This is a genomic window from Solidesulfovibrio carbinolicus, assembly GCF_004135975.1.
In the GTDB taxonomy this organism is placed as follows: Bacteria; Desulfobacterota; Desulfovibrionia; order Desulfovibrionales; family Desulfovibrionaceae; genus Solidesulfovibrio; species Solidesulfovibrio carbinolicus.
This window is the reverse complement of the sequence record NZ_CP026538.1, coordinates 291,369-313,854: the sequence shown is the minus strand read 5'-3', so window position 1 is coordinate 313,854 and position 22,486 is coordinate 291,369. Positions and strand designations below refer to the sequence as shown.

Here is a 22,486-nt window from a genome sequence, read left to right as displayed (position 1 = left end):
GCGCGCCGGCCGCCCGCCGCCCCCGGCCGAGTCCTCGTAACGGCCGCCCGCTTCCCCATCCATCGCCAAGGCAAAGGAACAAGACGTCATGCGACGAAACACGGTGTACGCGCTGGCCGCCCTGGCCGCCCTGGCCGCGCTGACCTGCGTCGCGTTCGCCGGGGTGCTGGCCCGGCCCGGCATCGTCGGCCACACCTGGGACTGGGGCATCCCCAATTTCGCCGAGCAGTTCCGGGACATGGCCCGGCATCATTTCTCCACCTGGGACGCCTATTTCGAAACAGGCCGCTACCACTATTTCAAGCTGGAGCTGCTCTATTGGCTGGCGCTTTGGCCGGTGTCGGTCCTTGGCGGCGAGGCCGTGTCCAAGTGGCTGCCGCTGTGCCTTATCTTCGCCTCGGGCACGGCGATGTGGCCCCTTGCCCGCCGTCTGGCCCTGCCGCCTTTTTTCGCCTTCCTGGCCGCCGTTTTTTACGCTTTTTCGCCCTATGCCTTAAGCCGCGTGGTGGCCGGGCACATGCCCATGCTGGTGGGCTACGCCCTGCTGCCGGTGGTCATGCTGGCCGCCTTGACCCTTCTGGACCGCATCGCGGCCGGCCGACCCGGGGTCTTTCGGGCCACGGTCGCCACCGGCTTCGTCCTCGGGCTCACCTCGCTGCATCCGGGCGTCGGCATGAGCGCGGCAGCCATGCTCTTTATCGCCTTTGCCTGCCGGTTTGTGTCCTGCCCGCGCCGCAAGGCGCTTGTCGCGGCGTTTGTCGGCCTTGGCGCGGTGGCCGTGGCCATGAACATCCATTTCATGGCCCCGTTTTTCGGCGACTATTTCGGCAAGGGGGCCATCCGCCACGGTTGGGGCCTGTCGGTCTCGGCCGACGGCGACGTGACCGTGGATTCCGAGCTGCCCCGGCGCGAGGCCTACCACGAGTCCACCAGCCAGCCGGCCGACGCCTCGTTTTTCCTGCGCCTTCGCCCGGGCATGGACACCGAATACGTCTACCCCGTGCCCCGGGGCCTGGGGATTCCCTGGAACCTGGCCGCCCTGGCCCTGACGCTGGGCGTCTTCGCCTATCCCTTCAGCCGCCGTAAAACCCCGGAGCTGAACGGCCTCTTCGTCACCGCCCTGTGCGGCGTGCTGCTCGTTGCCGGCTCGCGCACCCTGCCCGGGCTGGTCTTTTACCAGCTGGCCCTCAAAAAAACCCTGCCCATCCTTTTCGCCGCCTTTTCCAACACCACCCGCTGGCTGCCCCTGGTGATCCTGCCCTATGCCCTGCTCCTGGCCCGGGCCGGGGCGGAACTGGTCGCCGCCGCGCCGCGCCCCAGGCTTGCCGCCGGGGCATGTTCCCTGGCCGTGGCCCTTTTTGTCTCGCCCTTTTTGGCCGGCGGCCTCACGCGCCCCTTTGACACCCAGCGCGATCCCCAGCCGCTGACGCTGCACCAGACGCCCATCAACCCCGAGGTGGCCTCGGTCTACGGCTTTTTGCGCGACCGGCGCGACGCCTTTCGGGTGAGCTACCTGCCGCCCATCGGCATCACCTGGCCCGGCGACACTGACTACACCTTCGAGTGGACCTCGGCCTATTCGCCCAAGCCCTTTTTCATGGCCTTTAAGACCCATCCCCTGGCCGAGCCGGTCTTCTCGGGCTTTTATGCCGAGCGCCCCAGCACCAAGATCAGCCGGCTGCTGGGCCTGGGTTCCTGCCGGTTCCTGGTCTACCCGCGCTACGACCACGCCTACACCTACGACGATTTCCAGCCCGCCTACGTCCCCCCGGCCATGGTGGACGGCTACAAGGACTACAAGCCGGTGTTCGACGCCAACCTGGCCCGCCAGGAGGGCCTTGTCGCCATGCCCCTTTTCCGCGACGTGGCCCTGTATAAAAACGAAGACTTCCTGCCCCTGGTGCGCCCCGGCGACCGGGTGGCCGCCGTGGAGGCCGTGGGCGGAGGGTATCGCGGCAACGCCGTGGCCGCCGCCCTGGCCCAGGAGATCGAGCTGCCGGACTACGATCCGGGCACGGTCTATCTGCGGGCCGGTTCCGATCCGGTCTTTCTGGAATTCGTGGCCGCCATGCAGGGCGGCGGCCCGGCCGCCACCCGGCTGCTGGCCGACCGCACGGGCGAGAAAAAGCTCGCCGTGGTACGCCCCAAAAACCGCCTTGCCGCGCCCACGGTGGAATTTCGCCGCCTGGGGCCAACGGCCGTGCGGGTGCGCGTCCACGGGGCCACAGCCGGCTTTCCCCTGGTCTTCCAGGAAACCTTCCACACCGGCTGGAAGGCGATGCTCGTACCGCGCACCCTGGGCGAACTGACCGGCCAAGGCCGGGACATGGCCGCGCTCACCGCCGCCTACCATCCCTTCCCGGTCCAGGGCCTGGACCAGGCCGGCCAAGTCGAACTGGCCGGCTACCTGAAAAAGGGGTTGGTCTCCACCTTGGGTGACGGCGCGAATAAGGAGCGCGAGGCCTTTGTCTACGGCCCGGGCGGCAAGGTGACCGGGGAAACCGCGTCCCGGTTCGCCGTGGACTACGTCTCGCCCCTGACCGCCGGAGCCATCCAGAACGACAATCTGCCGGCGCTGGGCCTCACCGAAGCCTTTTTCCCGTCGGCCTTTGCCCCGGCCACGCCCCAGGCCGTCTCCAGGCCCCAGGACCCGGCCGGCTGGAGCGCCCCGGCCCCGGGCGGCCCGGTCGCCCTGCCCGAGGCCCTGCATGTCGAGGCGTATGGCTTCGCCAACGCCTGGTGGCTGCCGCCGGGACTGGTGCGCCTGTTGCCCGAGGCCGCTTCCGATACGCCCGGCTATTTCGCCGCCCGGGCCGACGGCGGCATCGACTACGAACTGCTGCTTTTCTTCGCGCCCCAAACCTCGTACCTCATCGGGCTTATGGGAAGTGCGACCGCCTACGTCTTCTGCCTGGCCGTCATGGCCTGTGGGCTTTTCGCCCCGCGCCGCCGGGAGGACGACCATGCTTAAGGACCACGCGCCGGCCCTTTTGCCCGAACCGCCCGCCCGCAAGGTCGGCGGCGCGGTCTTCGCCGGCCTGTTCGGCGTGCTGGCCGTGATGTCGTGCCTGAAATACCTGGCCCTGCATTCCACGGTCTTCGACCTTGGCGTCTTTCTCTCCAACCTCCACTCGCTCCATGTGGCCGGCCAGTGGTGGCGGGCGTTTCTCGGCCATGCCCAGCCGCTGTTGCCGGTCTACGCCCAGGTCTACCGGCTGGTGCCGGATCAGGCCGCGCCCCTTGTGCTTTTGGTGTCCCAGGCCTTTGTCCTGGCCCTGCCGGCCTTTTTCGCCGGCCGCCGCCACGGGACCCTGGCCGCCCTGGCCTATGTCCTGTTTTTCCCGGTCTGGACCAATGCGCTGTTTGACTTCCACCTCGACCATCTGCTCGTGCCCATCCTCTACGGCTTCCTGGCCGCCGCCACCACCGGCCGCGTCGGCTGGGCCGTGGTGCTGGGGCTGGCTCCGTCCCTGGTCAAGGAACCCTACGCCCTGACCACGATCTGCTGCGGGGCCTATCTGTGGCTGTGCGAGGGCCGGCGCGGTCCGGGGCTGTTCCTGGCCGCTTTCGGGGCGCTCTATTTTTATGTGACGACGTCTTTGATCGTGCCCTTTTGCACCGCCGACGCCGGCCTTGGCATCCAAAGCGGAGCCTTCTCCTGGCTCGGCGGCAGCCCGGGCGCGGCCCTGGTCACCCTGATCACCCAGCCCGGCAAGGTGCTTGCCGTGGTGCTCGGCGTGCCGGGCAAATGGAAATACCTCTTTTTCCTGTTTGGCTCCCTGATCTTCTTTCCGCTACTGCGGCCCAAGCTCCTGCTGCCGGCCCTGCCGACCATCGCCTTGTCCCTGCTCTCCACCAACCCCAGCTATTACGGCTGGGCCAACCACTACACCGCCGGCGCGGCCGGGGTGCTCTTTTTCGCCTTTTGCCAGGTGCTCGGGCCGGTGCGCGTCCTGGCCCGCCAGTCCGGGGCCGGGGCCGGGCGGGTGGTTTTCGCGGTCATGGGCTGGCTGGCCATCGCCCACGTCATGCTGGCCCCCTCGCCGGTGTCGCGCCTTTTCTGGACCACCGACAGCTTTGCCTTTTCCAGCGACGCCTACGAACCCACCGCCCGGGACGCCGCCATCCTGGCCGAGATCCTCAAAGTCGTGCCCCAGGACCCGCGCGTGGCCGTGGTCTCCCAAAATACGCTGAACTGGGGGGCCCTGGCCGAACGGCTGGATTACAACAGCTTTCCCCTGGGCGTGTTCGAGCCCCATCCCGTGCGCGACCTCTCCGGCGCGACCTGGGCCGATTTCTGGACCTTCGTGCGCACCCGGCAAACCCCGAACCTGCCGGTGCGGTCCTGGCAGGCCCAGTACGTGCTGCTCGATCTCACCCGACCCTGGTTCGTCCTGGACCGGGGCTGCGAGTTCATCCAGGGAGCCTGCCGGGACGAGGACGTGGCCCGGGAGTTCAACGTCTTCGTCATCCGCGCCCGCCAGGAGTTCGACACCCTCTACGACCAGGGCGGTTTCCTCATCCTGCGCCGGCCACAGCCCGCACCCCCGACGCCGGCCAGCCCGCCGGCCGAGGCGGCCGGACAACCGGCCGAGGGCGCAGCCGCCAGCCCCTCCGTGAACCAGCCGGGCTTCCCGCCGGCCGTCCAACCGGCGACGCCGGGACAGCCGCCGGCCGTCGTCGGGTCGCCGGCCACGGCCGGCCCAGGCGTTCCCGTGCCCTCCGGCCAAACGTCGGCCACGCCCAAGACCGGGCCGGCCCAGGCCACGCCGGCCGCCCCGGCCGCGCCAGGTTCCGTCCCGGCACCGGCCGGGCCGCCTCGGACCACGCCCGAGAGCGACCTGGGCACCGAGATTGAAGTGGAAGTGCTGGACCGGTTCCCGAGCCAGCGGGCCAAAAAGCTCAAGCCGACCGGCCGTGAGAGCGAAGCCGGCCCGGCTGATCAATCCGGGCCGGGCGCCGGTCAGCCGGCCCCGGCCACGACGCCGGCGCCGTCTGTGGGGCCGGCCCAGGCCGACGCACCCGCCGCCGAAGGCGAAGCGGCGACCAAGCGACGCCAGCGACGCCCCAAGCCCGAAGCCCTGGAGGCAGCCCCGTCGTCCGAGGCCGCCCCGGGCCAGCCGGCCGCCGCCACGTCGGGCCAACCCTCGGGTCCGGCGTCGGGCCAGTCGCCAAGTCTGGCCCCGGACGCCGCCCCGGCCGGCGAGGACGCCCCGCGCCCGAAGCCCCGGAGCCGCCGCCCCAAAACCGTCGAAACCATCGAAGCCGGCCAACCGGAACAGCCGCCGGCTCCGGCCACAACGCCTTAGGCCACCGCCATGACACGCTGTTTCCGCTGTTTCCAGGCCTTGGCCGCCCCTGGCGACCGGGCCGCCAGGCCAACGGCCAAGCCCGCGCGGCCGCCGCGTGCCTTTTTTTTGCCCTGGATTGCGTCCCTGGCCGTTGTGTGCTGCGCTCTCGGCCTGGCCGTGCCCGAACCCGCCTTGGCCCTGGACCTCGACCCCAGGCCCGAAGGCGCGCCGCTTCGGCTGCCGGGTGAGCTTTTCGGCCGGGACCAGGCCGTGGAAGGCCGGCTTTTCGTCAAAATCGGCCCCAAGAAAGTCAAATACTCCCGCGTGGTCGAAACCGCTCCCCTGGCCCTTGCCGCGCCCTTCCCCGATGGGCCGGCAACCGTCCAGGCCCTGACCGACGCCTCCGGCGGCGGCGACATCCCTCTCGGGCGCTTCAATGAGATCGGCCTGGACCTGCGCGACGCCGATCCGGCCAACCCCACCCTGGCCGCCCTGACCCTGCGCGCCCCGGACGGCCGCACCTTTGGCAGCGATCCATTGGAGTGCGTGGAAAACCTCGGCCAGACCTATCTCGACGGTCTGACCCCGGACAACACGGCCGAAGTCGCCACGGCCCAGTGGGCCGACAAGAACGCCCTCTACCTGGCCCGGCGCGTCCTGGATCTGCCCTTTGACGATCTCTGGCGCACCACCCAGGACGGCCCCTCGACGTTTCTCCAGCGCCGCTTCGACCGCGACGCCCTGGACCTCGGGGCCGTGGACGTCATCCTGCGCCGGCCGGCCCCGGTCCAGGTCAACCTCGTGTTGTCCCTGGACCCGGCCGATCCCAAGGCGCGCACGGTCCTGGACTGGTACGCCCTGGCCAAACGCACCTTCGAGCTGCCCGACGGCCGCACCGTGCTGCGCGTCTACGTGGGCCGCTATCTGCGCGAGCGCCATCCCGGGCTCAAGTGGGCGCGGCTTAAGGAAATAAGCCTCATGTTCTTCCGCCAGGGCCTGGCCGAGGTGGGCCGGGACCGGCTGGCCCAGCGTCTGGCCTTTGTCCCCTCGGGTTTTGATCCGGCCGCCCTGGCCCGGGACGGCCTGCCCGGCCGCCTGCCCACCCGGGTGCGCGAACCCTTTGCCGGCGCGCGCCGGGTTTTCGTCAACACGACCGCCGCCGCCAGCGCCGTGGGCCAGGGCGGCGCGGCCCGGGCCGAACTGCGCTTGACCCCCATGACCGCCTCCCAGCCCGGCGGCGGCGTAGCCGAGCGCGCCTATCTGGCCCTGTCCTCGCCCCGGCGCGAGACCCCGGCCTTCCTGGCCGCCGCCGACGAGTTGGCCACCAGTCTGGGCGCGGCCCCGGACATCGACCGGCCGGACGGCGGCGTGCCCGTGACCCCGCTGTGGAGCCTGGCCCCGCCCTTTGACCGGACCCCGCGCCGGGCCGCCGACGGCTTTGGCGGCCTTGCCCCCGAGCCGGTCTATCTGGCCGGCGCGCCCGGGCTTTTTACCGGTTCCGGGGATATCCGCTATTTCCGCGCCGCCTCGGGGCTGGTGGTGGAAGGGACCGGACCGCGCCTGGACATGGCCGTGGAGGCAGCCTTTGCCCCGGCCGCCGGCATGAACCATTTCTTCCGCCTGGACATCGGCCGCGATCCGAACCTTTCCGGCGTGGAACTGCTCGTCTACGCCCCGGGCCAGGCCGAACCGGCCCGGACCTACGCCCTGTTGCCGGGACAGCCCACGCCCCTGCCCGGGCTGCCGGACCGGGTGGCCCGGGCGGTGGCGCGCTTCACCTTTACCGGCCGGGAGTTCGCCCTGCCCGTGACCCGGGCCATGCTGGCCGCCGTGCCGGCCGGACCGGCCGCAACCGGCCTCTACGACGCCGCCCTGCCCTGGCCTGTCGCCTCCTCGGCCGTGACCCGCGCCGAGGCCGGACGCGTCAGCTACGCCCCGGGCCGCAGCCTTGGCCCCATGGCCTGGCTGGCCGCCGGGTTCGAGCTGGTGGGCGATGGGGCGGCGGTGTCCGTGGCCGGAGGCGCGCCGGCCGTGCCCGACGCCCGCGCGGGACGCCTCATGGCCCGGCTGCCGGGGAAATCCGGCCCGGCCGAACTGACCGTAACCGGCCTTGGCGGCCAGCCCGCCGGCCAGCTCGAACTGGTCAAGCCCGTGTTTTCCGGCGACGCCGCCGTGTCCTGGCGCGACGTGTTTGCCGCCGCCCCGCTCGTCTCCCTGGGCGGAGCCGATCACGCGCCGGGGCCGGTTTCCGAGGCCGCGGCGGCGCGCCTGGGCAGCGCCGACGACTGGCTGCCCCTGGGGTCGGCCGACCTCCCGGCCAAGGCCGCCATGGCCCGGTTTTTTGCCCATCCCTGGTATGGCGTCGCGGCGTTGTGTTTCGAAACCGACGCGCCCCTGCACCTGTCGCGCTTTGCCAAGCCCCCGCGCGAGGCTTCCGGCGGGGGTATGGGAACCCTGGGCCGGCTGGTCGCCGCCCTGGCCCTTGTGGGCGGGGGCTATGCCGCCTGGCGGTTGATCGGGCGGGAGCGCGTCGGCCTGGCCCTTGCCCGGCTGACGGACCGCCCCCTGGCCTGGCTGGGGGCGACCCCGTCCCCGGCCGAGGTTCGGCGCGATACGCGGACCTTCGGCGGCCTGGCCCTGGCCGGGGTGCTGTGCGCCCTCACCGTAGGCGGCGCGCCCGGCCGGCTGGCCCTGGCCCTTGCCGGGCTGGCCCTGGTTCCGGTATGGCGGGCGGGCGCGCCAAGAGCCACGGCCGCCTTGTCGCGGCGCTGGCCGGGCTTCGGGGTCTGGATTGCCGCCGGCCCGGGACGGACCTACTTTTGCGGCTTCGCCCTGGCCCTGGCCTTTGCCGCCTGTTTTGGCGGCCTTGGCCTGCCGCCCGTGGCGGAATTTTTCGCCCAGGCCGGGCTCTACGCTTTTCTGGCCGGATTGTGCCGGCTGCTGCCCACCAAAGCTCCCAACCGGGCCGACACGCCCCAGGACGCCGCTTCGTGAAACGCTTCCTCAAGCAGAACATCGTCATCCTCGTCCTGCTCAACTCCGGCAACCTCTTCAACTACCTCTTCCAACTGGTGGTCGGGCGCTCCATGAGTCCGGCGGACTTCGGCGGCTTCAACGCGCTCAATTCCACCATGGTGATCTTTTCCGCGCCCCTGGCCATCGTGCCCCTGGTCATGGCCCGGTTTACGGCCCGATTTGTCCTCACCGACATGGGGTTGGTGCGCGCCCTGCTCACCCGCGCCCTGGGCCTGGCCGCCGGTCTGGCCGTGGTGGCCTACGGCCTGGGCGCCCTGGCCCTGCCGGCCTTGCAGGCTTTCCTGCACATCGAATCCCCCACCCCCATCCTCCTCATGCTCGGGGTCATGGCCGGCTCCTTCGTCCTGCCCGTGCCCTGGGGCATGCTCCAGGGACTGCAGCGCTTCACCGGCTACGGCATCGCCGGGGCCTCCAACGCCTGTTTCCGGTTCCTGGGGGCCATCGCCTTTGTCTGGGGCCTGTCCTACGGTATAAACGGCGCGCTGGTGGCCAGCCTCACCGGCATCGCCGCCGCGCTGTGCGTCAATTTCCTGTTTCTTCGCGACGTGTTCCCAGTCACGCCTTCCCGGCTGCCCGACGGGCTTTTCAAGGAAGTGGGCAGCTATTCGGTGGGGATGCTCCTGTCGTCGATCATCGTCATGGTGCTGGGCAACCTCGACGTGGTGCTGGTGCGCCACTACTGCGACGCCGAAGGAGCCGGGCTTTACGCCACGGCGGCCATCCTCGGGCGCATCGCCTTTTATCTCCCTTCGGTGCTCATGAGCGTGCTGTTCACCGAGGCGGCCACAGCCAAGGAGTCGGGGCGCAACGACCTGTCGTCGCTGTGGATTTCCATGGGCCTGACCGCCGCTCTTGGCGGCGGCTTCGCCCTGTGTTGTCTCATTGGCTCGTCGTTTGTGGTCAAGATGCTCTTTGGCGCGCAGTACGCGGCGGCCGGCCCGCTTCTGGCCGTCATCAGCGGGGCCATGGCTCTTCTGGCCGTGGCCAACATCCTTTTCGTCTATTTCCAGGCCCGCTCGGAATTCGGCTTCGTCTGGTTCCAGGCCGCCGGAGTGGCGCTTTTTCTGGGGCTTACGCTCTTTTTCCACGACACGCCCATGACCGTGGCCTGGCTGCTGTTCGCCGGCATCGCGGTCATGCTGGCCGGCTCGCTGTGCTGGCTGCTCGGGCGGGTGCGGGCCCGGCGGGCCGAGACCTCCGGGGCCTAACGATTTTTTGCGACAAGACCGCGTGCACGCGCCGCACGCGCAGCAGGGAGGCGTCATGGCCGGCAATACCTTTGGCACCATCTTTCGGCTGACCACTTTTGGCGAATCCCACGGACCGGCCCTTGGCGGCGTCATCGACGGCTGCCCGCCGGGGGTGCCGGTCACGGAAGCGCTCATCCAGCGCGACCTGGACCGCCGCCGCCCCGGCGCGGGGGGGCTGACCGGCACGGCCCGCAAGGAGCCCGACGCCGTGCGCCTGCTCTCCGGGATCTTTGAAGGGGAATCGACCGGCACGCCCATCGCCTTTGCCATCGAGAACACCGACCAGCGTTCCCGGGATTACGAAGCGGCCAAGAATCTGCTGCGCCCGGGCCACGCCGACGGCACGTATCTGGCCAAGTACGGCCGGCGCGACTATCGCGGCGGCGGCCGGGCCTCGGCCCGGGAGACGGCCGCCCGGGTGGCCGGCGGGGCCGTGGCCGCCTCGCTGTTGTCCGGCCGCGGCATCGACGTTTTCGCCTACACCGTGGAATTCGGTGGCCTGCCGGCCACGGTCATCGATGCGGCCGGCGCGGCCGACCGGCCCTTTTGCGCCCCGGACCCGGCCGTCATCCCGGCCTGGGAGGCCAGGGCCAAGCAGGCCATGGGCAGCGGCGACAGCCTGGGCGGCATCGTCGAGGTGACGGCCACCGGCGTGCCGGCCGGCCTGGGCGAACCGGTCTTCGACAAGCTCGACGCCAGGCTGGCCTATGCCCTCATGGGCATCGGCGCGGTCAAGGGCGTGGAGATCGGGGTGGGTTTCGCCGCCGCGCGCCTGACCGGGTCCACCAACAACGATCCTATCGTCAACCCGCCCGAGAGCAACAACGCCGGCGGCATCCTGGGCGGCATCTCCAACGGCCAGCCCGTCACGGTCCGGGCGGCCATCAAGCCCATCCCGTCCATCGCCGTGCCCCAGCGCACCACGGACATCGCCGGGAACCCGGCCGAAATCGTGGTGGGCGGCCGCCACGACCGCAGTGCCATCCCGCGCGTGGTCCCGGTCATCCGGGCCATGGTCCTGCTGGTTGTGGCCGATTTCCTGCTGGCCCAGCAGGCCGTGCGGCCCGTGGGCGCGCCCTGGGTCTAGGGCCGCATCCACGCCAAGGGCGCGCGGCATTTCGCGGACAGTCGGTCAAAAACATTCACTTCGTTATAATTATTGACGTATTCATGGATTGCGGAGCGAGAGTCGGGAGGGTGATCTGACCGTCGCGGGCCAAGGTTCACGCAACACACTGTCTTTCTATACGGTTTTCCCTGCCCCATCGGGCCTTGGGAGGCGTGTCCGCCCAGCCTTGTTGCTTTTTGACTCAAATGGATGACTTCTTGCCCCAATTTTACCTTTCAAGCTAACCACACGAATTATCAGCACAAAAATCTTTTATATCCCTCTCCCGGACCATTCGACCAATCGCGTTTGCGCGGAATTTGTCTTGAATCGTCTCCCCTTTTCTCGTATTATGATTTTAACCATACGGCATTGCGTATTTTTTTGGCGTGGTTCGATCCTTGCTTTCCTGCTCTCACCGTTTCGGACGCACCATGCCCCAACGGCCCGATTCCGGGCCGCCTCCGATGACGCGCGCACACGGAGGCGGCATGGGACAACCGGGCTTGCCGCCGGAGATGCAACATCGCGCTGCCGCACAACGTAAGGAGGCGAATATGGATGTACCCAGCAAGAGCAACAAAGCGTGGGTCGACATTGTGACCGGGAAGAAAACTTTTCAACTGAAGTTCCTGGCTGCCAAAATCCTGCTTGGTCGATTGACGCGGTCCGTCAAGGAAGATCCTTCGCCGGAGAACGTCAGCTCCAGCATTGATCAGATCTATGCCATTTTCGCCAATAACGTAAATATGCCCAGCGTTCAGGACGACCTGAAAACCATCTTCGGCTAGGAGGGCGTTATGCAACAGACCATTTCCACCGTCGCGGACATCAAGCAGAAGATCGAGGCCGGCCGCAAACTCCTCCTCGCCGGCGACGAAGAAGCCCTCCGTGCCTTGCCCAAAGGAGATTGGATCGCCGGAACCATCCCCTACTTCATCGCCGCCGACAAAGGCGGCATGGTCAGCCGGGAGATGATCTGCGCCACGGACATCACCGACTACACCGCCGGCATCGAAATCGCCGTGTATGACGCCAACGGCCTGGCCCGCATCTACACCGAAGGCCCCAAGCACGGGTTCAGCTTCATCATCCTGCCGGCGGCCAGCAAGACGCACCTGTCCTTTGCCTTAAACGCCCCCAACTACAAAGACTTCGGCGTCCGCCCGCTGATCGGCTGGGTGGCCGGCGTCCACTTGAGCGACCTTGGCAAGAAAACCCCCAAGGTGGTCAACGGCCAGACCGGCGAAGTCCTTGAAGACGCCGCCCTGGTGCTCCAGGCCCAGCTGCCCCCGGGCAAGGTCGCCGAAATCGGCATCATCAACCTGTTCGAGCAGGGCGACGGCGACATCCTGAGCTTCGGCTCCGACGGCTTTTCCGCCAAGGACGTCCTGGTCAACGGCGAGAAACGCAATTTCGCCGCCTATATCATGAAAAACAAGCTGGACACCAAGCTGCCGCTGGTGGCCGACTACTACGGGGCCATGGTCAACATCAGCTTCCAGGACGTTGACGAAGTGGAAGGCCAGGTCAAATTCTACGCCCCGGTCTTCACCGGCATCCGCTACAAGCACGCCCGGCCGGTTGCGGACTACGTCAAGGTCTTCAACGACCGCCTGGGCCGTGAAGGGGCCATCGACTCCTCGCGCGTGGCCTTCTCCTGCAACTGCATCCTCAACTACCTGTATTCCGAGCTGGAAGGCAAAAAGACCGATCCCTTCGTCGGACCGGTCACCTTTGGCGAAATCGCCTACCAGCTGCTGAACCAGACCCTGGTGTATCTCGAAATCATGGACGTTTAGGGGGGGAAGGCGCAGGGGACGCAGCAAGCTTCTTGCACCAGGGCCGGCCGGCCGCCCGCCGGAAGGGCGGACCGGCGTAACCGCGACGTCGGGGCCGCGCCCTGGACCCAGCGACAGTCCTCGAAGAAGGGGAGGTCGGTTTCCCGGTTGCACGACCGGAAGGCCGGCCTCCCCGTTTTTTGTTCCCACGCGCGCTGAAATCGCCGCACCCGTTTTTGCCGGCGGGGCGTCCTCGAAAGGCGCTGCGGCCTTTGGCAGTAGCGCCTCGCCGTGTTGACGCGTTCTCCACTGCCCACGGCCGCTGTTCTTGGCGGATGCCGGCCGTTGGCGGAGGCGGCCTTCCCCGCTTGGGCTCAACGCGTCCGGGATCAGCCCCCGGCCCGCAGGGCCGCCGCGATCTCCGGCACGCTTTGGCGCGGCGCGGCCATGGCGGCGTCCAGGCGCGCCAAGAACGCCTCGGACGGCCGGGCATGGCTGCCCCGCACCACCGACAGCTCGGGATAGGCTTCCCGGATCACGCTTTCATAGCGCGCCAGAAACGGACAGCCGTCCACCATGCAGGTGGCGAAGTGGATGGCCTTGGCCCCGGACGCGGCCAAGGCGCCCACCCGGCGCAGGATCTTTTCATGGCTGCGCTTGCCGGCGCAGCCGGCGCAACTGATGACCCCCGCCACCCGAACCCCGTCCGGGTACTCGACGGACGAAAACGGCGCATGGCCTTCGCCAGCTGCCTGCAAGCAGCCGAACATGCTGCAGCCCACGTCCTGGGTCGTGTTGGAACAGGTCAAAATGCCGATGTCGGTCATGGTTTTCTCCTGGTTTGCCGGTCAAAGTAGACCGGTCGTCTAGTTTGCGGTTCGAAAAAAAACGCTCGCGCGTTTTCGCTTCGTCGTGTGTTGCACCCGACAGCTCAGCCCCCCCTGGGCGGTGTTGGGGGCTTTGGTCGCCAGCCAGACCAGGACGGCCAGGGGCTCTCCTGGCGTCACGGTCCGCGTATCCCCGCCGACGGGCCTCGCGTCGTGACCGAGTCGAAGACTGGCCCCAACCGGCCTGCGTGTCCTTCGACCTTCCCAGCGACGCGCCGCCGCCAGACTTCTCCCCTTTAAGGGGCGGTTTGCCCAACGCCAGACGAGGCCCCGAAAAGCAGGCGTGCGGCAAACGTCTCAAAGGTCGCCAGCGGGCCGTCGTCGCGGGCCGCCTTCATGCGCATGAGCGCCCCTTGCCAGGCTCCGGCCAAAAAGCCGGCCGCCTCGGCCGCGTCAAGGCTCGCCTCGATCTCCCCAGACGCCTGCCCGGCCTCGATTAACCGCGTCAAAAACCGCGTCAGCCCCTCCAGGGACACGGCCAGCCGCTGGCCCAACACTTCCGACTGGCCGGCCAGCTCCAGCACCAGGTTGCCGATGGGACAGCCGCGCCGAAAACCGCCTTCGGCCTGGGATTCCCGGTAGCGGGCCACAAAAAGCGCCAGCCGCTCCCGGCAGGTCAAGCCCTCGGCGGCCAGGGCCGGCCGGCCGATCTCCCGGAGCATGGCCTCGTAGTGCTCGATGACCGCCAGGGCAAAGGCTTCCTTGCTCGGGAAATAGTGGTAGAATGACCCCTTGGGCGCGCCGGCCGCGTCCAGGATCTCCTTGAGGCCCGTTGCGGCATACCCCTGACCATGCATGATGGCCGCCCCGACCCGGATGATGCGCTCCCGCGCGGTCTCGTTCATGAAGAGACGACTAGACCGGTCGGTCTAGTCGGTCAAGCAAAAAAAACCGGCCTCAGCCGTTGCCGCGTTCCTCGCCCAAAGCCTTGATCTTGCCCAGCAGGTGGTTTTCCAGTTCGCGTCGGTCTTTTCGCAGCCGCACCAGTTCGGACTCCAGCACCCGCATCTTGTCGGCCAGGGCGGCGTTTTCGGCCCGGGCCTCGGCCAGCTCGCCCTGGATGGCCGCCGCCGTGGTTTCGGGCAGGGCGGCCGGCCCGCCGGACAGCCCCCGCCCAAGCTGTTCGGCCAGGGTCCGGGCGATCTCCGCGCCAATGGCCGAGGCCATGGCCAGCATGGTCTGGGCGTCCACGCCCCCGCCCGTCCCGCCGCCGACCGTCATCGTCTGGGGCGCGGCCGGGCCTTTCGCCTCGCCGCTGCCTACGTTGACCGGGTAGCGCCGGGCAAGCTCGCTCCGCACGTCGCCGGCCGACAGCCCCTGGGCCAGCAGGGCCCCGATGTCGCGAAAAATTGCCACCGCCTCGGCCCGGTAGCGCTTGCCGCGCCCGGTCCCGAAGCTTGGCAGCACGTCGTCGAAACGATTTTTCCAATAGTGCAGGGTCGATTCCGGCATATCCAGAATCTTGGCCATGGTGGCGATGGAATACAGGCGGTTGTCGGCCACGTCGGCCTCCCGGAAAAACGTCGTGCCCAAGCCTTGAACCGCCGCCCCCCGCCCTGTCAAGTCGCTTCCCGCCCGGCCGGAAAACCGCCGCAAAGCGCCGCGCAATCGTCAAGCAAGCGCCCGGAAACGCCACATCGCCGCCACATCGGCCGGCCAGGATGCCCCAACATGCACCGTGGGCCGAAAACCGGCCGACAGGAGAGGTGACGCCATGACCACCACCAGCCACCGCGACATCTTCGACCTCACGCCACACGTCAGGGGCGCGTTTGCCCGCCGGGCCGCCAACTTCCTGCGGCCGGCGTTTTTCAAGCTTCTTGGCCTGGACAAGCTCGAAGCCATCCATGGCCGGCTGCCCGTCCAGGCCGACGCCGCCGGCTACATCGACTCCTTGCTCACCGAGTTGGGCGTGTCCATCCGGGTAAGCCCCGAGGAACTGGAGCGCATCCCCAAAACCGGGCCGGTGGTCGTGGTCGCCAACCACCCCTTCGGCTGCCTGGAAGGGCTGGTGCTGGCCAAGATGCTCCTGGCCGTGCGGCCCGACGCCAAGATCATGGCCAATTTCCTGCTCTCGCGCCTGCCCCAGGTGCGCGAGCTGTTCGTGTTCGTCGATCCCTTCGGCGGAGCCGACGCCACCACCCGCAACGTGCGTCCGCTCAAGGAATGCCTGTCCGTGCTGCGCGGCGGCGGGCTGCTCGGCATGTTCCCGGCCGGGGCCGTGGCCCATCCCCGCCTGATAAACGGCCGTCTGGACGTGGCCGACCCGCAGTGGAATCCCTCGGTGGCGCGGCTGGTGCGCAAGACCGGGGCCACGGTGGTGCCCATCCGCTTCTCCGGCAAAAACAGCCTCCTGTTCCAGACCTTAGGCCTCGTCCACCCGATGCTTCGCACGCTCATGCTCCCCCGCGAGCTGGCCAACAAGCAGGGGGCCACCGTCGAAGCCCGCATCGGTTCGCCCGTGCCGGCCGACCGTCTGGAGCGCCTGGCCAGCCGCAACGCCGACCCCGACGCCTGCATCACCCGCCATCTGCGCCTGCGCGTGGCCTTGCTGCGCGACCGGCCGCACAAGCCCCGCCTGCTGCCGCCGCTGTTTCCGCCCCGGACCGGCGGCCGGCAGGACGCCCTCATCCCGGCCGTGAACCCGGAACTTTTGGCTGACGAGATCGGCCGGCTGCCCGAGAGCGCCGTCCTGCACCGCAGCGGCGAATTCGCCGTCATCGAAGCCAGGGCCGAGGCCATTCCCCTGGCCCTGCGAGAGATCGGGCGGCTGCGGGAATACACCTTCCGCCGGGTGGGCGAGGGCACGGGCAAGGCCTGCGACCTCGACGAGTTCGATCCCCACTACCGCCACCTGTTCCTCTGGAACATCGAGAAAAAGGAAATCGCCGGAGCCTACCGCATCGGCCGCACCGACGAACTGCTGGCCGCCAAGGGCAAGCATGGCCTGTACACCAGCACGCTGTTTGTGCTCAAAACCAAGTTCTTCGCCAACATCGACCCGGCCCTGGAGATGGGGCGGTCGTTTGTGCGGCCGGAATACCAGAAAAGCTACGCCCCGCTGCTGCTGCTCTGGAAGGGTCTGGCCCAGATGGTCGTGCGCGAGCCGCGCTACCGCATCCTTTTCGGCCCGGTCAGCATCACCAGCGAATACAAGCACGCCTCGCGCCGGCTCATGGCCGGTTATCTGGAAGGCCACGTCTCCCACCCGGTCCTGGCCCGCCACGTCAAACCCAAGACGCCGCTTCGCGGCCAGACCTGGCTGGCACGGGCGGCCAAGACCCTGGTGGCCGACCTCGACGACCTGCTGACGCTCATTGACGACATCGAAGCCGACCGCAAGGGCATTCCAGTGCTGCTGCGCCAATACCTCAAGCTTGGCGGCAAGCTGTTGGCCTTCAACGTGGACAAGGCCTTTGGCGACTGCCTCGACGGCCTTATCGTGGTGGATCTGCTCCAGGCCGAGCGCCGTCAGCTCGAACGCTACATGGGCAAGGAGGGGCTTGCCGCTTTCGTGGCTCACCACGAACAGGCCGCCCAGGCCGAAGCGGCCACGCTGGAGCGCTGCGCCTAACCCACGCCATTCTTCTCCAACAACGCGAACGGGGCGGATTTTGGCGCGAGGCTTTGATCGCGCCAAAATCCGCCCCTTTCGCTGGCGAGGTGGGAGCTGGAATTTCCGGGTTGCCGTCCGGGCGGCTTCCGCCTGGGCGGCAACCCGAAAATTCCAGCTCCCGTCTTTTCTCATGCCGTACCACCTTACGCCGCCCACCGCCCCGCCCACCCGACCCAAAACCAGACCGGGGGTCCGGGGGCCTAAGGCCCCCGGCGGGTTCGGGCAGCGCCCGATTCGTCTTTCTCTCCTTCCTTATCTCCCTCTCCCTGCTCCATGCTCCCCCTTACGGCGTCGTCGTGATGCGCCCGTCCAGTTCCAGCTTCACCGGGTCGTGGCGGCGCAGCCAGTCAGCCACGATGTCGGCCACGGGCGTGCCGTCCTGTTCCACGTCGCGGCCGGCCTTGGCAAAAAGCGTGTAGCCGTCGCCGCCCCGGTAGAGGAAATCGGCCATGGCGACGCGGTAGTCGGCTTCGGGTTTTAGCGGCGTGAACCGACCGGCGGCGTCGGCGGCCTCGACGCGGCTGACGCGTGAGCCGGCGGGCTTGGCCGGATCGTAGGCGTAGCGCAGCCCGGCGACTTGCAGGAACCGGCCGGTGCCGTCGGTGAGGCCGACGTTGCCCACGCCATGCTCCAGGGCGGCCTTGATGTCGGCTCCGGTGAGCGTGACGACGGTGAGGGTGTTGGGGAAGGGGAAGGCGGTCAGCACGTCGCCCAGGGTGATGTTGCCCGGGGCCAGGCCGGCTCGGATGCCGCCGCCGTTGGCGACGGCCAGGGTGGCGTTGTAGCGGCGGCCGGCGGCCAGGAGCGCTTCGGCCATGAGGTCGCCGGCGGCGCATTCCTCCTGGCGGCACATGGCCGCGCCCAGGGGCTTGTCCGTATGGCCGACCACGGTTTCGCGGAAGGCGGCCAGGGGCTTGGCGTAGCGTTCGACCTCGGCCCGGGTGGCCGAGTCCTCGGGCACGGCCCCGTCGAGGCGGATGGGGTTGCCGCCGTAGGCGGCGACGCGGCCGGCGACGTCGAAGGTGGCGCGCAGATCGCCCAGGTAGCGGCCCCAGTAGCCGGCGGTGACGATGAGGGTCTTGCCGCCGCCGGGGTGTTCCACCACGTACGGGCTGGGGCCGACAGCTTCGGAAACGCCGTTGGCCAGCAGCACATGACTGTGGCCGCCGACGATGACGTCGAGGTCCGGGACTTTTTCGGCCAGCTTCTTGTCGCCGCTTAAGCCCGCGTGGCTGAGCGCAATGAGGATGTCCACGCCCTGGCCGCGCAGCTTGGCCGCGACTTTTTTGACGGCCTCCCCGGGCGCGGAAAAGCTGACGCCCGGGCCTGGGCTGGACATTTGCGGCGTCTTGACCTGGGCCACGCCGATGATTCCCACCTTCCTGCCGTCTATTTCCCGAACGATGTACGGCACAACCAGACCATGCAGCGCCGAGGAGGCTTCGGCTTCGAAATTTGCCGCTGTCATCGGGAACTTGAGCGCCCGAATAAAATTCGCCAAAGTGGCTTGCCCATCGTCGAATTCATGATTGCCCAGGGTGGTGGCGTCGTAGCCCAGGCGGTTCATGAAAAAGGCCAGGGCCTCGCCCTTGTATTTGGTGAAAAACAGCGTTCCCTGGAACTGGTCCCCGGCGTCGAGGAGCAGGATGTTGCCGCCCTTGGCCCGCTCCCGGCCGATGGCCGTGGCCAGCCGGGCCACGCCGCCCTGGCATTTGCCGGCCGCGTCCTTTTCCTGGTCGCAAAACGCGCCGAAGTCGTCAAAGGCGGCCAGGTGGGCGTGGATGTCGTTGGTGTGGAGGATGGTGAGCTGCAAATCGTTCCCGGCCAGGGCCGGCAGGGCGGACAGGAGCAGCAGGCCAAGGGCATAGATAACCTGTTTGCATCGCGGCATTTTTCGAACCTCCGAAGGTTGTTCGGCACGAGAGGGAATCAAACCGAAGAAACCACTTGACAAGCAAGGCCAAATCGAATTTTTAACTCGACATCAGGAGAAATCAAGAATGATCGACGAAATCGACCGCCGGATTCTGATGATCCTTCAGGACAACGCCCGTACTTCCAACGCCGACATTGCCCGGGCCGTGTCCATGGCCCCGTCGGCGGTTTTGGAGCGCGTGCGCAAGCTTGAGCGCAAGGGCGTCATCACCGGCTACGAGGCCCGCATCGATCCGTCCAAGGTCGACCTGGACCTGACCGCCTTCACCTTCGTCAAGACCGACGAGCCCGTGGGGGCCATCGACACCGGCCAGCAGCTCGCCGCCGTGCCGGGCGTCCAGGAAGTCCACTATGTGGCCGGCACGGCCGCCTACCTCATCAAGGTACGCGCCCCGGACACCAGGTCGCTGGCCGACCTGCTCAAGGTCATCGGCCGGCTCTCCACCGTGCGCGACACCAATACCACGGTGGTGCTGCAAACCGTCAAGGAAACCGGCGCGCTCCCCCTGGGATCGCTGCCCCAGCCCGGAGAGGAATGATGCAACACTCGCTCGACGACGCCATCCGCCAGCGCGGCAAAGCCTTCTTCGCCAGCATCCGCGGCGAATCGCCCTCGATTTTCAACAAGGGCTTCTGGACCGGCAAGGTCATGGACTGGGCCATGCAGAACGAGGCCTTCAAGGTCCAGCTGTTCCGGTTCGTGGACGTTTTGCCCTACCTCACCACCTCCGACAACCTGTCGCGCCACATCGAGGAATATTTCTCGGGCGGCGACGCCGGGGAGATTCCGTCGGTGCTCAAGTGGGGCGCGGAAAAGTCGGGCATGTTCGGGGGCGTGGCGGCCAAGCTCATGGGCAAGGCCATCCGTTCCAACATCGAAGGCATGGCGCGGCAGTTCATCGTCGGCGAGAAAACCAAAGAAGCGGTGAAAAACATCGCCAAGATCCGCAAGGACGGCTTTGCCTTCACCGTGGATCTGCTGGGCGAGGCCACGGTCTCCGAGGAAGAATCCGACGCCTACCGCAACGGCTATCTGGAAGTCCTGGACGCCATCGCCGCCGAGCAGGGTTCCTGGAAGGCCTTTGGCGGAGCCGGCGACGGCCTGGACTGGGGCAGCGCACCGCGCGTCAACGCCTCCATCAAGCCCTCGGCCCTGTTTTCCCAGGCCAAGCCCATGGACTTCGAAGGCTCCGTGGAAGGCATCCTGGCCCGGATGCGGCCCATCTACCGCAAGATCAAAGCCCTGGGCGGGGCGCTGTGCATCGACATGGAACAGCTCAAGTACAAGGACATCACCATTGAGCTGTTCAAGCGTCTGCGCAGCGAGCCGGAGTTTAGGGACTACCCCTACCTCTCCATCGTGCTCCAGGCCTATCTGCGCGACACCGGACACGACCTGAACCAACTCATCGAATGGGGCCGGGCCCAGGGCCTGCCCTTTGGCATCCGGCTGGTCAAGGGCGCGTACTGGGACTACGAAACCGTGGTGGCCAAGCAGATGGGCTGGCCGGTGCCGGTCTGGACCAAAAAGCCCGAGTCGGACATCGCCTACGAAAAGCTCTCCCGCACCATCCTGGAAAACAGCGACCTCATCTATTTCCAGTGCGCCTCCCACAACATCCGCACCATCGCCTGCGTCATGGAGACGGCGTCCGAACTGGGCGTTGCCGACAACCGCTACGAGTTCCAGGCGCTCTACGGCATGGCCGAACCGGTGCGCAAAGGCCTGCTCAAGGTGGCCGGCCGGGTGCGCCTCTACTGCCCCTACGGCGAACTGCTGCCGGGCATGGCCTATCTGGTGCGCCGGCTGCTGGAAAATACCGCCAACGAATCCTTCCTGCGCCTGAGCTTCGCCGACGGCGAGGCCGAAGACGTGCTGTTGGAGAATCCCGAAAAGACCCTGGAGCGCGAGATCGCCCAGAAGCCGGCCCGGGAGGCGGCCGCGCCAGCCGCCATCGACGGGCTGACCGCGTTTCGTGGCGAACCCCTGGCCGATTTCACCATCGCCGACATGCGCGCCGCCTTCCCGGCCGCCATCGCCGCCGTCCACGCCCAGGCCGGCCGGGTGATTCCGCTCTCCATCGGCGGCAAGACCATCGAGACCGCCGACCGCATCCCCACCGTCAACCCGGCCAATCCCGACGAGGTGCTGGCCAATGTCTGCCAGGCCGGCATTGCCGAAGTGGACGCGGCCATCGCCGCCGCCAAGGCCGCCTTCGGTCCCTGGCGCGACAAGACCCCGCGCGAACGGGCCGATGTTCTGCTGAAAGCCGCCGCCATCGCCCGCCGCGAGATCGTGGCCCTGTCCGCCGTGCAGGTGCTGGAAGTCGGCAAGCAGTGGGATCAAGCCTACAACGACGTGGGCGAGGCCATCGACTTCCTGGAATACTACGCCCGCGAGGCCGTGCGCATCGGCACGCCGCGCCGCATGGGCCGCGAGCCGGGCGAGAAGAACCACCTCTTCTACGAAGGCAAGGGCGTGGCCGCCGTCATCGCGCCCTGGAACTTCCCCCTGGCCATTTCGCTCGGCATGGCTTCGGCCGCTATCGTCACCGGCAACACGGTGGTCTTCAAACCCTCCAGCCTGGCTTCGCTTATCGGCCACGGCCTGGTCGACATCTTCAAGGAAGCCGGCCTGCCGGACGGCGTCTTCAACTTCTGCCCCGGCCGCGGCTCGGTCATGGGCGATTATCTGGTCGAGCATCCGGCCATTTCCACCATCGCCTTCACCGGCTCCATGGACGTGGGCCTGCGCATCATCGAAAAGGCGGCCAAGGTGCATCCCGGCCAGGACTACTGCAAGCGGGTCATCGCCGAGATGGGCGGCAAGAACGCCATCATCGTGGACGACGACGCCGACCTCGACGAAGCGGTGCTGGGCGTGGCCTACTCGGCCTTCGGGTTCCAGGGCCAGAAGTGCTCGGCCTGCTCGCGGGTCATCGTGGTCGATTCCATCTACGAGCGCTTCACGGCGCGGCTCAAGGAAGCCTGCGAGAGCATGAAGATCGGGCCGGCCGAAGACCCGACCAACGCCATGGGACCGGTGGTCGACGCCTCCCAGCAGGCCAAGGTGCGCGAATACGCCGCACTCGCCCGCCAGGAAGGCAAGATACTGGTCGAGCGTGGCCTGGACGCCAAGGGCTATTTCGCGCCCATGGTGGTGGTCGAAGGCATCCGCCCCGAGCACCGTCTGGCCCAGGAAGAGATCTTCGGGCCGGTGCTGTCGGTCATGCGGGCATCGAGCTTCGACGAAGCCATCGCCTGGGCCATGTCCACCCGCTACGCGCTCACCGGCGCGGTCTACAGCCGCAGCCCCCGCCACCTGGAAAAGGCGCGCAAGGAATTCCGCGTGGGCAACCTCTATCTCAACCGCAACAGCGTCGGGGCCATGGTGGCGCGCCAGCCCTTTGGCGGCTCCAAGATGTCGGGCGTAGGTTCCAAGGCCGGCGGCCCGGACTACCTGCTCCAGTTCGTCGACCCCCGCGTGGTGACGGAAAACACCATCCGTCGCGGCTTCACGCCCATCGACGAGGACGACGAGTGGGTTGATTAGGCTGTAGATAGTGTAGAGAAGAGAGAAGC

Annotated in this window: 14 protein-coding genes; 10 read left to right on the top strand and 4 right to left on the bottom strand. The window is 67.9% G+C overall.

The features are described from left to right. The first annotated feature begins 88 nt into the window (after positions 1 to 88). From C3Y92_RS01350 to C3Y92_RS01320, 7 genes are all read left to right on the top strand, one after another. Positions 89 to 2,971: a hypothetical protein gene (locus tag C3Y92_RS01350; protein WP_129348765.1), complete on the top strand. Its 2,883-nt coding sequence runs from the start codon at positions 89 to 91 to the stop codon at positions 2,969 to 2,971. Beyond that, complete coding sequence (locus tag C3Y92_RS01345; RefSeq protein ID WP_129348763.1) at positions 2,964 to 5,309, top strand: DUF2079 domain-containing protein; 2,346 nt, start codon at positions 2,964 to 2,966, stop codon at positions 5,307 to 5,309. Before C3Y92_RS01350 ends, C3Y92_RS01345 begins: the two co-directional genes overlap by 8 nt. A 9-nt stretch (positions 5,310 to 5,318) precedes the next feature. After that, positions 5,319 to 8,285 carry a hypothetical protein gene (locus tag C3Y92_RS01340; protein WP_129348761.1) on the top strand — a complete coding sequence of 989 codons (2,967 nt, stop codon included), beginning with the start codon at positions 5,319 to 5,321 and terminating at the stop codon, positions 8,283 to 8,285. Next, positions 8,282 to 9,535 (top strand): oligosaccharide flippase family protein, encoded by a 1,254-nt coding sequence (locus tag C3Y92_RS01335; RefSeq protein WP_129348759.1) that lies wholly within the window; start codon positions 8,282 to 8,284, stop codon positions 9,533 to 9,535. Before C3Y92_RS01340 ends, C3Y92_RS01335 begins: the two co-directional genes overlap by 4 nt. 55 nt (positions 9,536 to 9,590) lie before the next feature. Next, positions 9,591 to 10,664 (top strand): chorismate synthase, encoded by a 1,074-nt coding sequence (aroC, locus tag C3Y92_RS01330; RefSeq protein WP_129348757.1) that lies wholly within the window; start codon positions 9,591 to 9,593, stop codon positions 10,662 to 10,664. A gap of 512 nt (positions 10,665 to 11,176) precedes the next feature. Beyond that, positions 11,177 to 11,476, top strand: coding sequence for a hypothetical protein (locus C3Y92_RS01325; RefSeq protein ID WP_235669569.1), 300 nt, complete (start codon positions 11,177 to 11,179; stop codon positions 11,474 to 11,476). A gap of 9 nt (positions 11,477 to 11,485) precedes the next feature. Further along, positions 11,486 to 12,487: a DUF6976 family protein gene (locus C3Y92_RS01320; protein ID WP_129348755.1), complete on the top strand. Its 1,002-nt coding sequence runs from the start codon at positions 11,486 to 11,488 to the stop codon at positions 12,485 to 12,487. A 368-nt stretch (positions 12,488 to 12,855) separates the two neighbouring features. On the opposite strand, the gene C3Y92_RS01315 is transcribed toward C3Y92_RS01320, so the two are convergent. The 3 genes from C3Y92_RS01315 to C3Y92_RS01305 all read right to left on the bottom strand — a co-directional run bounded on the left by C3Y92_RS01315 (position 12,856) and on the right by C3Y92_RS01305 (position 14,886). Continuing rightward, complete coding sequence (locus C3Y92_RS01315; RefSeq protein WP_129348753.1) at positions 12,856 to 13,293, bottom strand: CGGC domain-containing protein; 438 nt, start codon at positions 13,291 to 13,293, stop codon at positions 12,856 to 12,858. Between the two features lie 296 nt (positions 13,294 to 13,589). Beyond that, entirely contained in the window at positions 13,590 to 14,198 is a 609-nt protein-coding gene (locus C3Y92_RS01310) for a TetR/AcrR family transcriptional regulator (RefSeq protein WP_129348751.1), read from the bottom strand. Between the two features lie 52 nt (positions 14,199 to 14,250). After that, entirely contained in the window at positions 14,251 to 14,886 is a 636-nt protein-coding gene (locus tag C3Y92_RS01305) for a MerR family transcriptional regulator (RefSeq protein WP_235669568.1), read from the bottom strand. A gap of 181 nt (positions 14,887 to 15,067) precedes the next feature. On the opposite strand from C3Y92_RS01305, the gene C3Y92_RS01300 reads away from it, so the two are divergent. Next, complete coding sequence (locus C3Y92_RS01300) at positions 15,068 to 16,927, top strand: lysophospholipid acyltransferase family protein (RefSeq protein WP_129348749.1); 1,860 nt, start codon at positions 15,068 to 15,070, stop codon at positions 16,925 to 16,927. A gap of 325 nt (positions 16,928 to 17,252) precedes the next feature. Here the strand turns inward: C3Y92_RS01300 and C3Y92_RS01295 are convergent, their stop codons facing one another. Further along, positions 17,253 to 18,860 (bottom strand): bifunctional metallophosphatase/5'-nucleotidase, encoded by a 1,608-nt coding sequence (locus C3Y92_RS01295; protein WP_129348747.1) that lies wholly within the window; start codon positions 18,858 to 18,860, stop codon positions 17,253 to 17,255. A 109-nt stretch (positions 18,861 to 18,969) separates the two neighbouring features. On the opposite strand from C3Y92_RS01295, the gene C3Y92_RS01290 reads away from it, so the two are divergent. Both C3Y92_RS01290 and C3Y92_RS01285 read left to right on the top strand, forming a co-directional pair. Beyond that, entirely contained in the window at positions 18,970 to 19,443 is a 474-nt protein-coding gene (locus C3Y92_RS01290) for an Lrp/AsnC family transcriptional regulator (protein ID WP_006918829.1), read from the top strand. Continuing rightward, a complete protein-coding gene (locus C3Y92_RS01285; protein WP_129348745.1) occupies positions 19,443 to 22,457 on the top strand; it encodes a proline dehydrogenase family protein in 3,015 nt (1,004 codons plus the stop codon). The genes C3Y92_RS01290 and C3Y92_RS01285 overlap by 1 nt, the downstream gene beginning before the upstream one ends. Positions 22,458 to 22,486 lie beyond the last annotated feature (29 nt).

Excerpts from the sequence above, each read along its gene's own strand:
- C3Y92_RS01350 (WP_129348765.1), top strand. The coding sequence starts at position 89 with ATGCGACGAAACACGGTGTACGCGCTGGCCGCCCTGGCCGCCCTGGCC.
- C3Y92_RS01345 (WP_129348763.1), top strand. The coding sequence starts at position 2,964 with ATGCTTAAGGACCACGCGCCGGCCCTTTTGCCCGAACCGCCCGCCCGC.
- C3Y92_RS01340 (WP_129348761.1), top strand. The coding sequence starts at position 5,319 with ATGACACGCTGTTTCCGCTGTTTCCAGGCCTTGGCCGCCCCTGGCGAC.
- aroC (WP_129348757.1), top strand. The coding sequence starts at position 9,591 with ATGGCCGGCAATACCTTTGGCACCATCTTTCGGCTGACCACTTTTGGC.
- C3Y92_RS01325 (WP_235669569.1), top strand. The coding sequence starts at position 11,177 with ATGGGACAACCGGGCTTGCCGCCGGAGATGCAACATCGCGCTGCCGCA.
- C3Y92_RS01320 (WP_129348755.1), top strand. The coding sequence starts at position 11,486 with ATGCAACAGACCATTTCCACCGTCGCGGACATCAAGCAGAAGATCGAG.
- C3Y92_RS01315 (WP_129348753.1), bottom strand. The coding sequence starts at position 13,293 with ATGACCGACATCGGCATTTTGACCTGTTCCAACACGACCCAGGACGTG.
- C3Y92_RS01310 (WP_129348751.1), bottom strand. The coding sequence starts at position 14,198 with ATGAACGAGACCGCGCGGGAGCGCATCATCCGGGTCGGGGCGGCCATC.
- C3Y92_RS01300 (WP_129348749.1), top strand. The coding sequence starts at position 15,068 with ATGACCACCACCAGCCACCGCGACATCTTCGACCTCACGCCACACGTC.
- C3Y92_RS01295 (WP_129348747.1), bottom strand. The coding sequence starts at position 18,860 with ATGCCGCGATGCAAACAGGTTATCTATGCCCTTGGCCTGCTGCTCCTG.
- C3Y92_RS01290 (WP_006918829.1), top strand. The coding sequence starts at position 18,970 with ATGATCGACGAAATCGACCGCCGGATTCTGATGATCCTTCAGGACAAC.
- C3Y92_RS01285 (WP_129348745.1), top strand. The coding sequence starts at position 19,443 with ATGCAACACTCGCTCGACGACGCCATCCGCCAGCGCGGCAAAGCCTTC.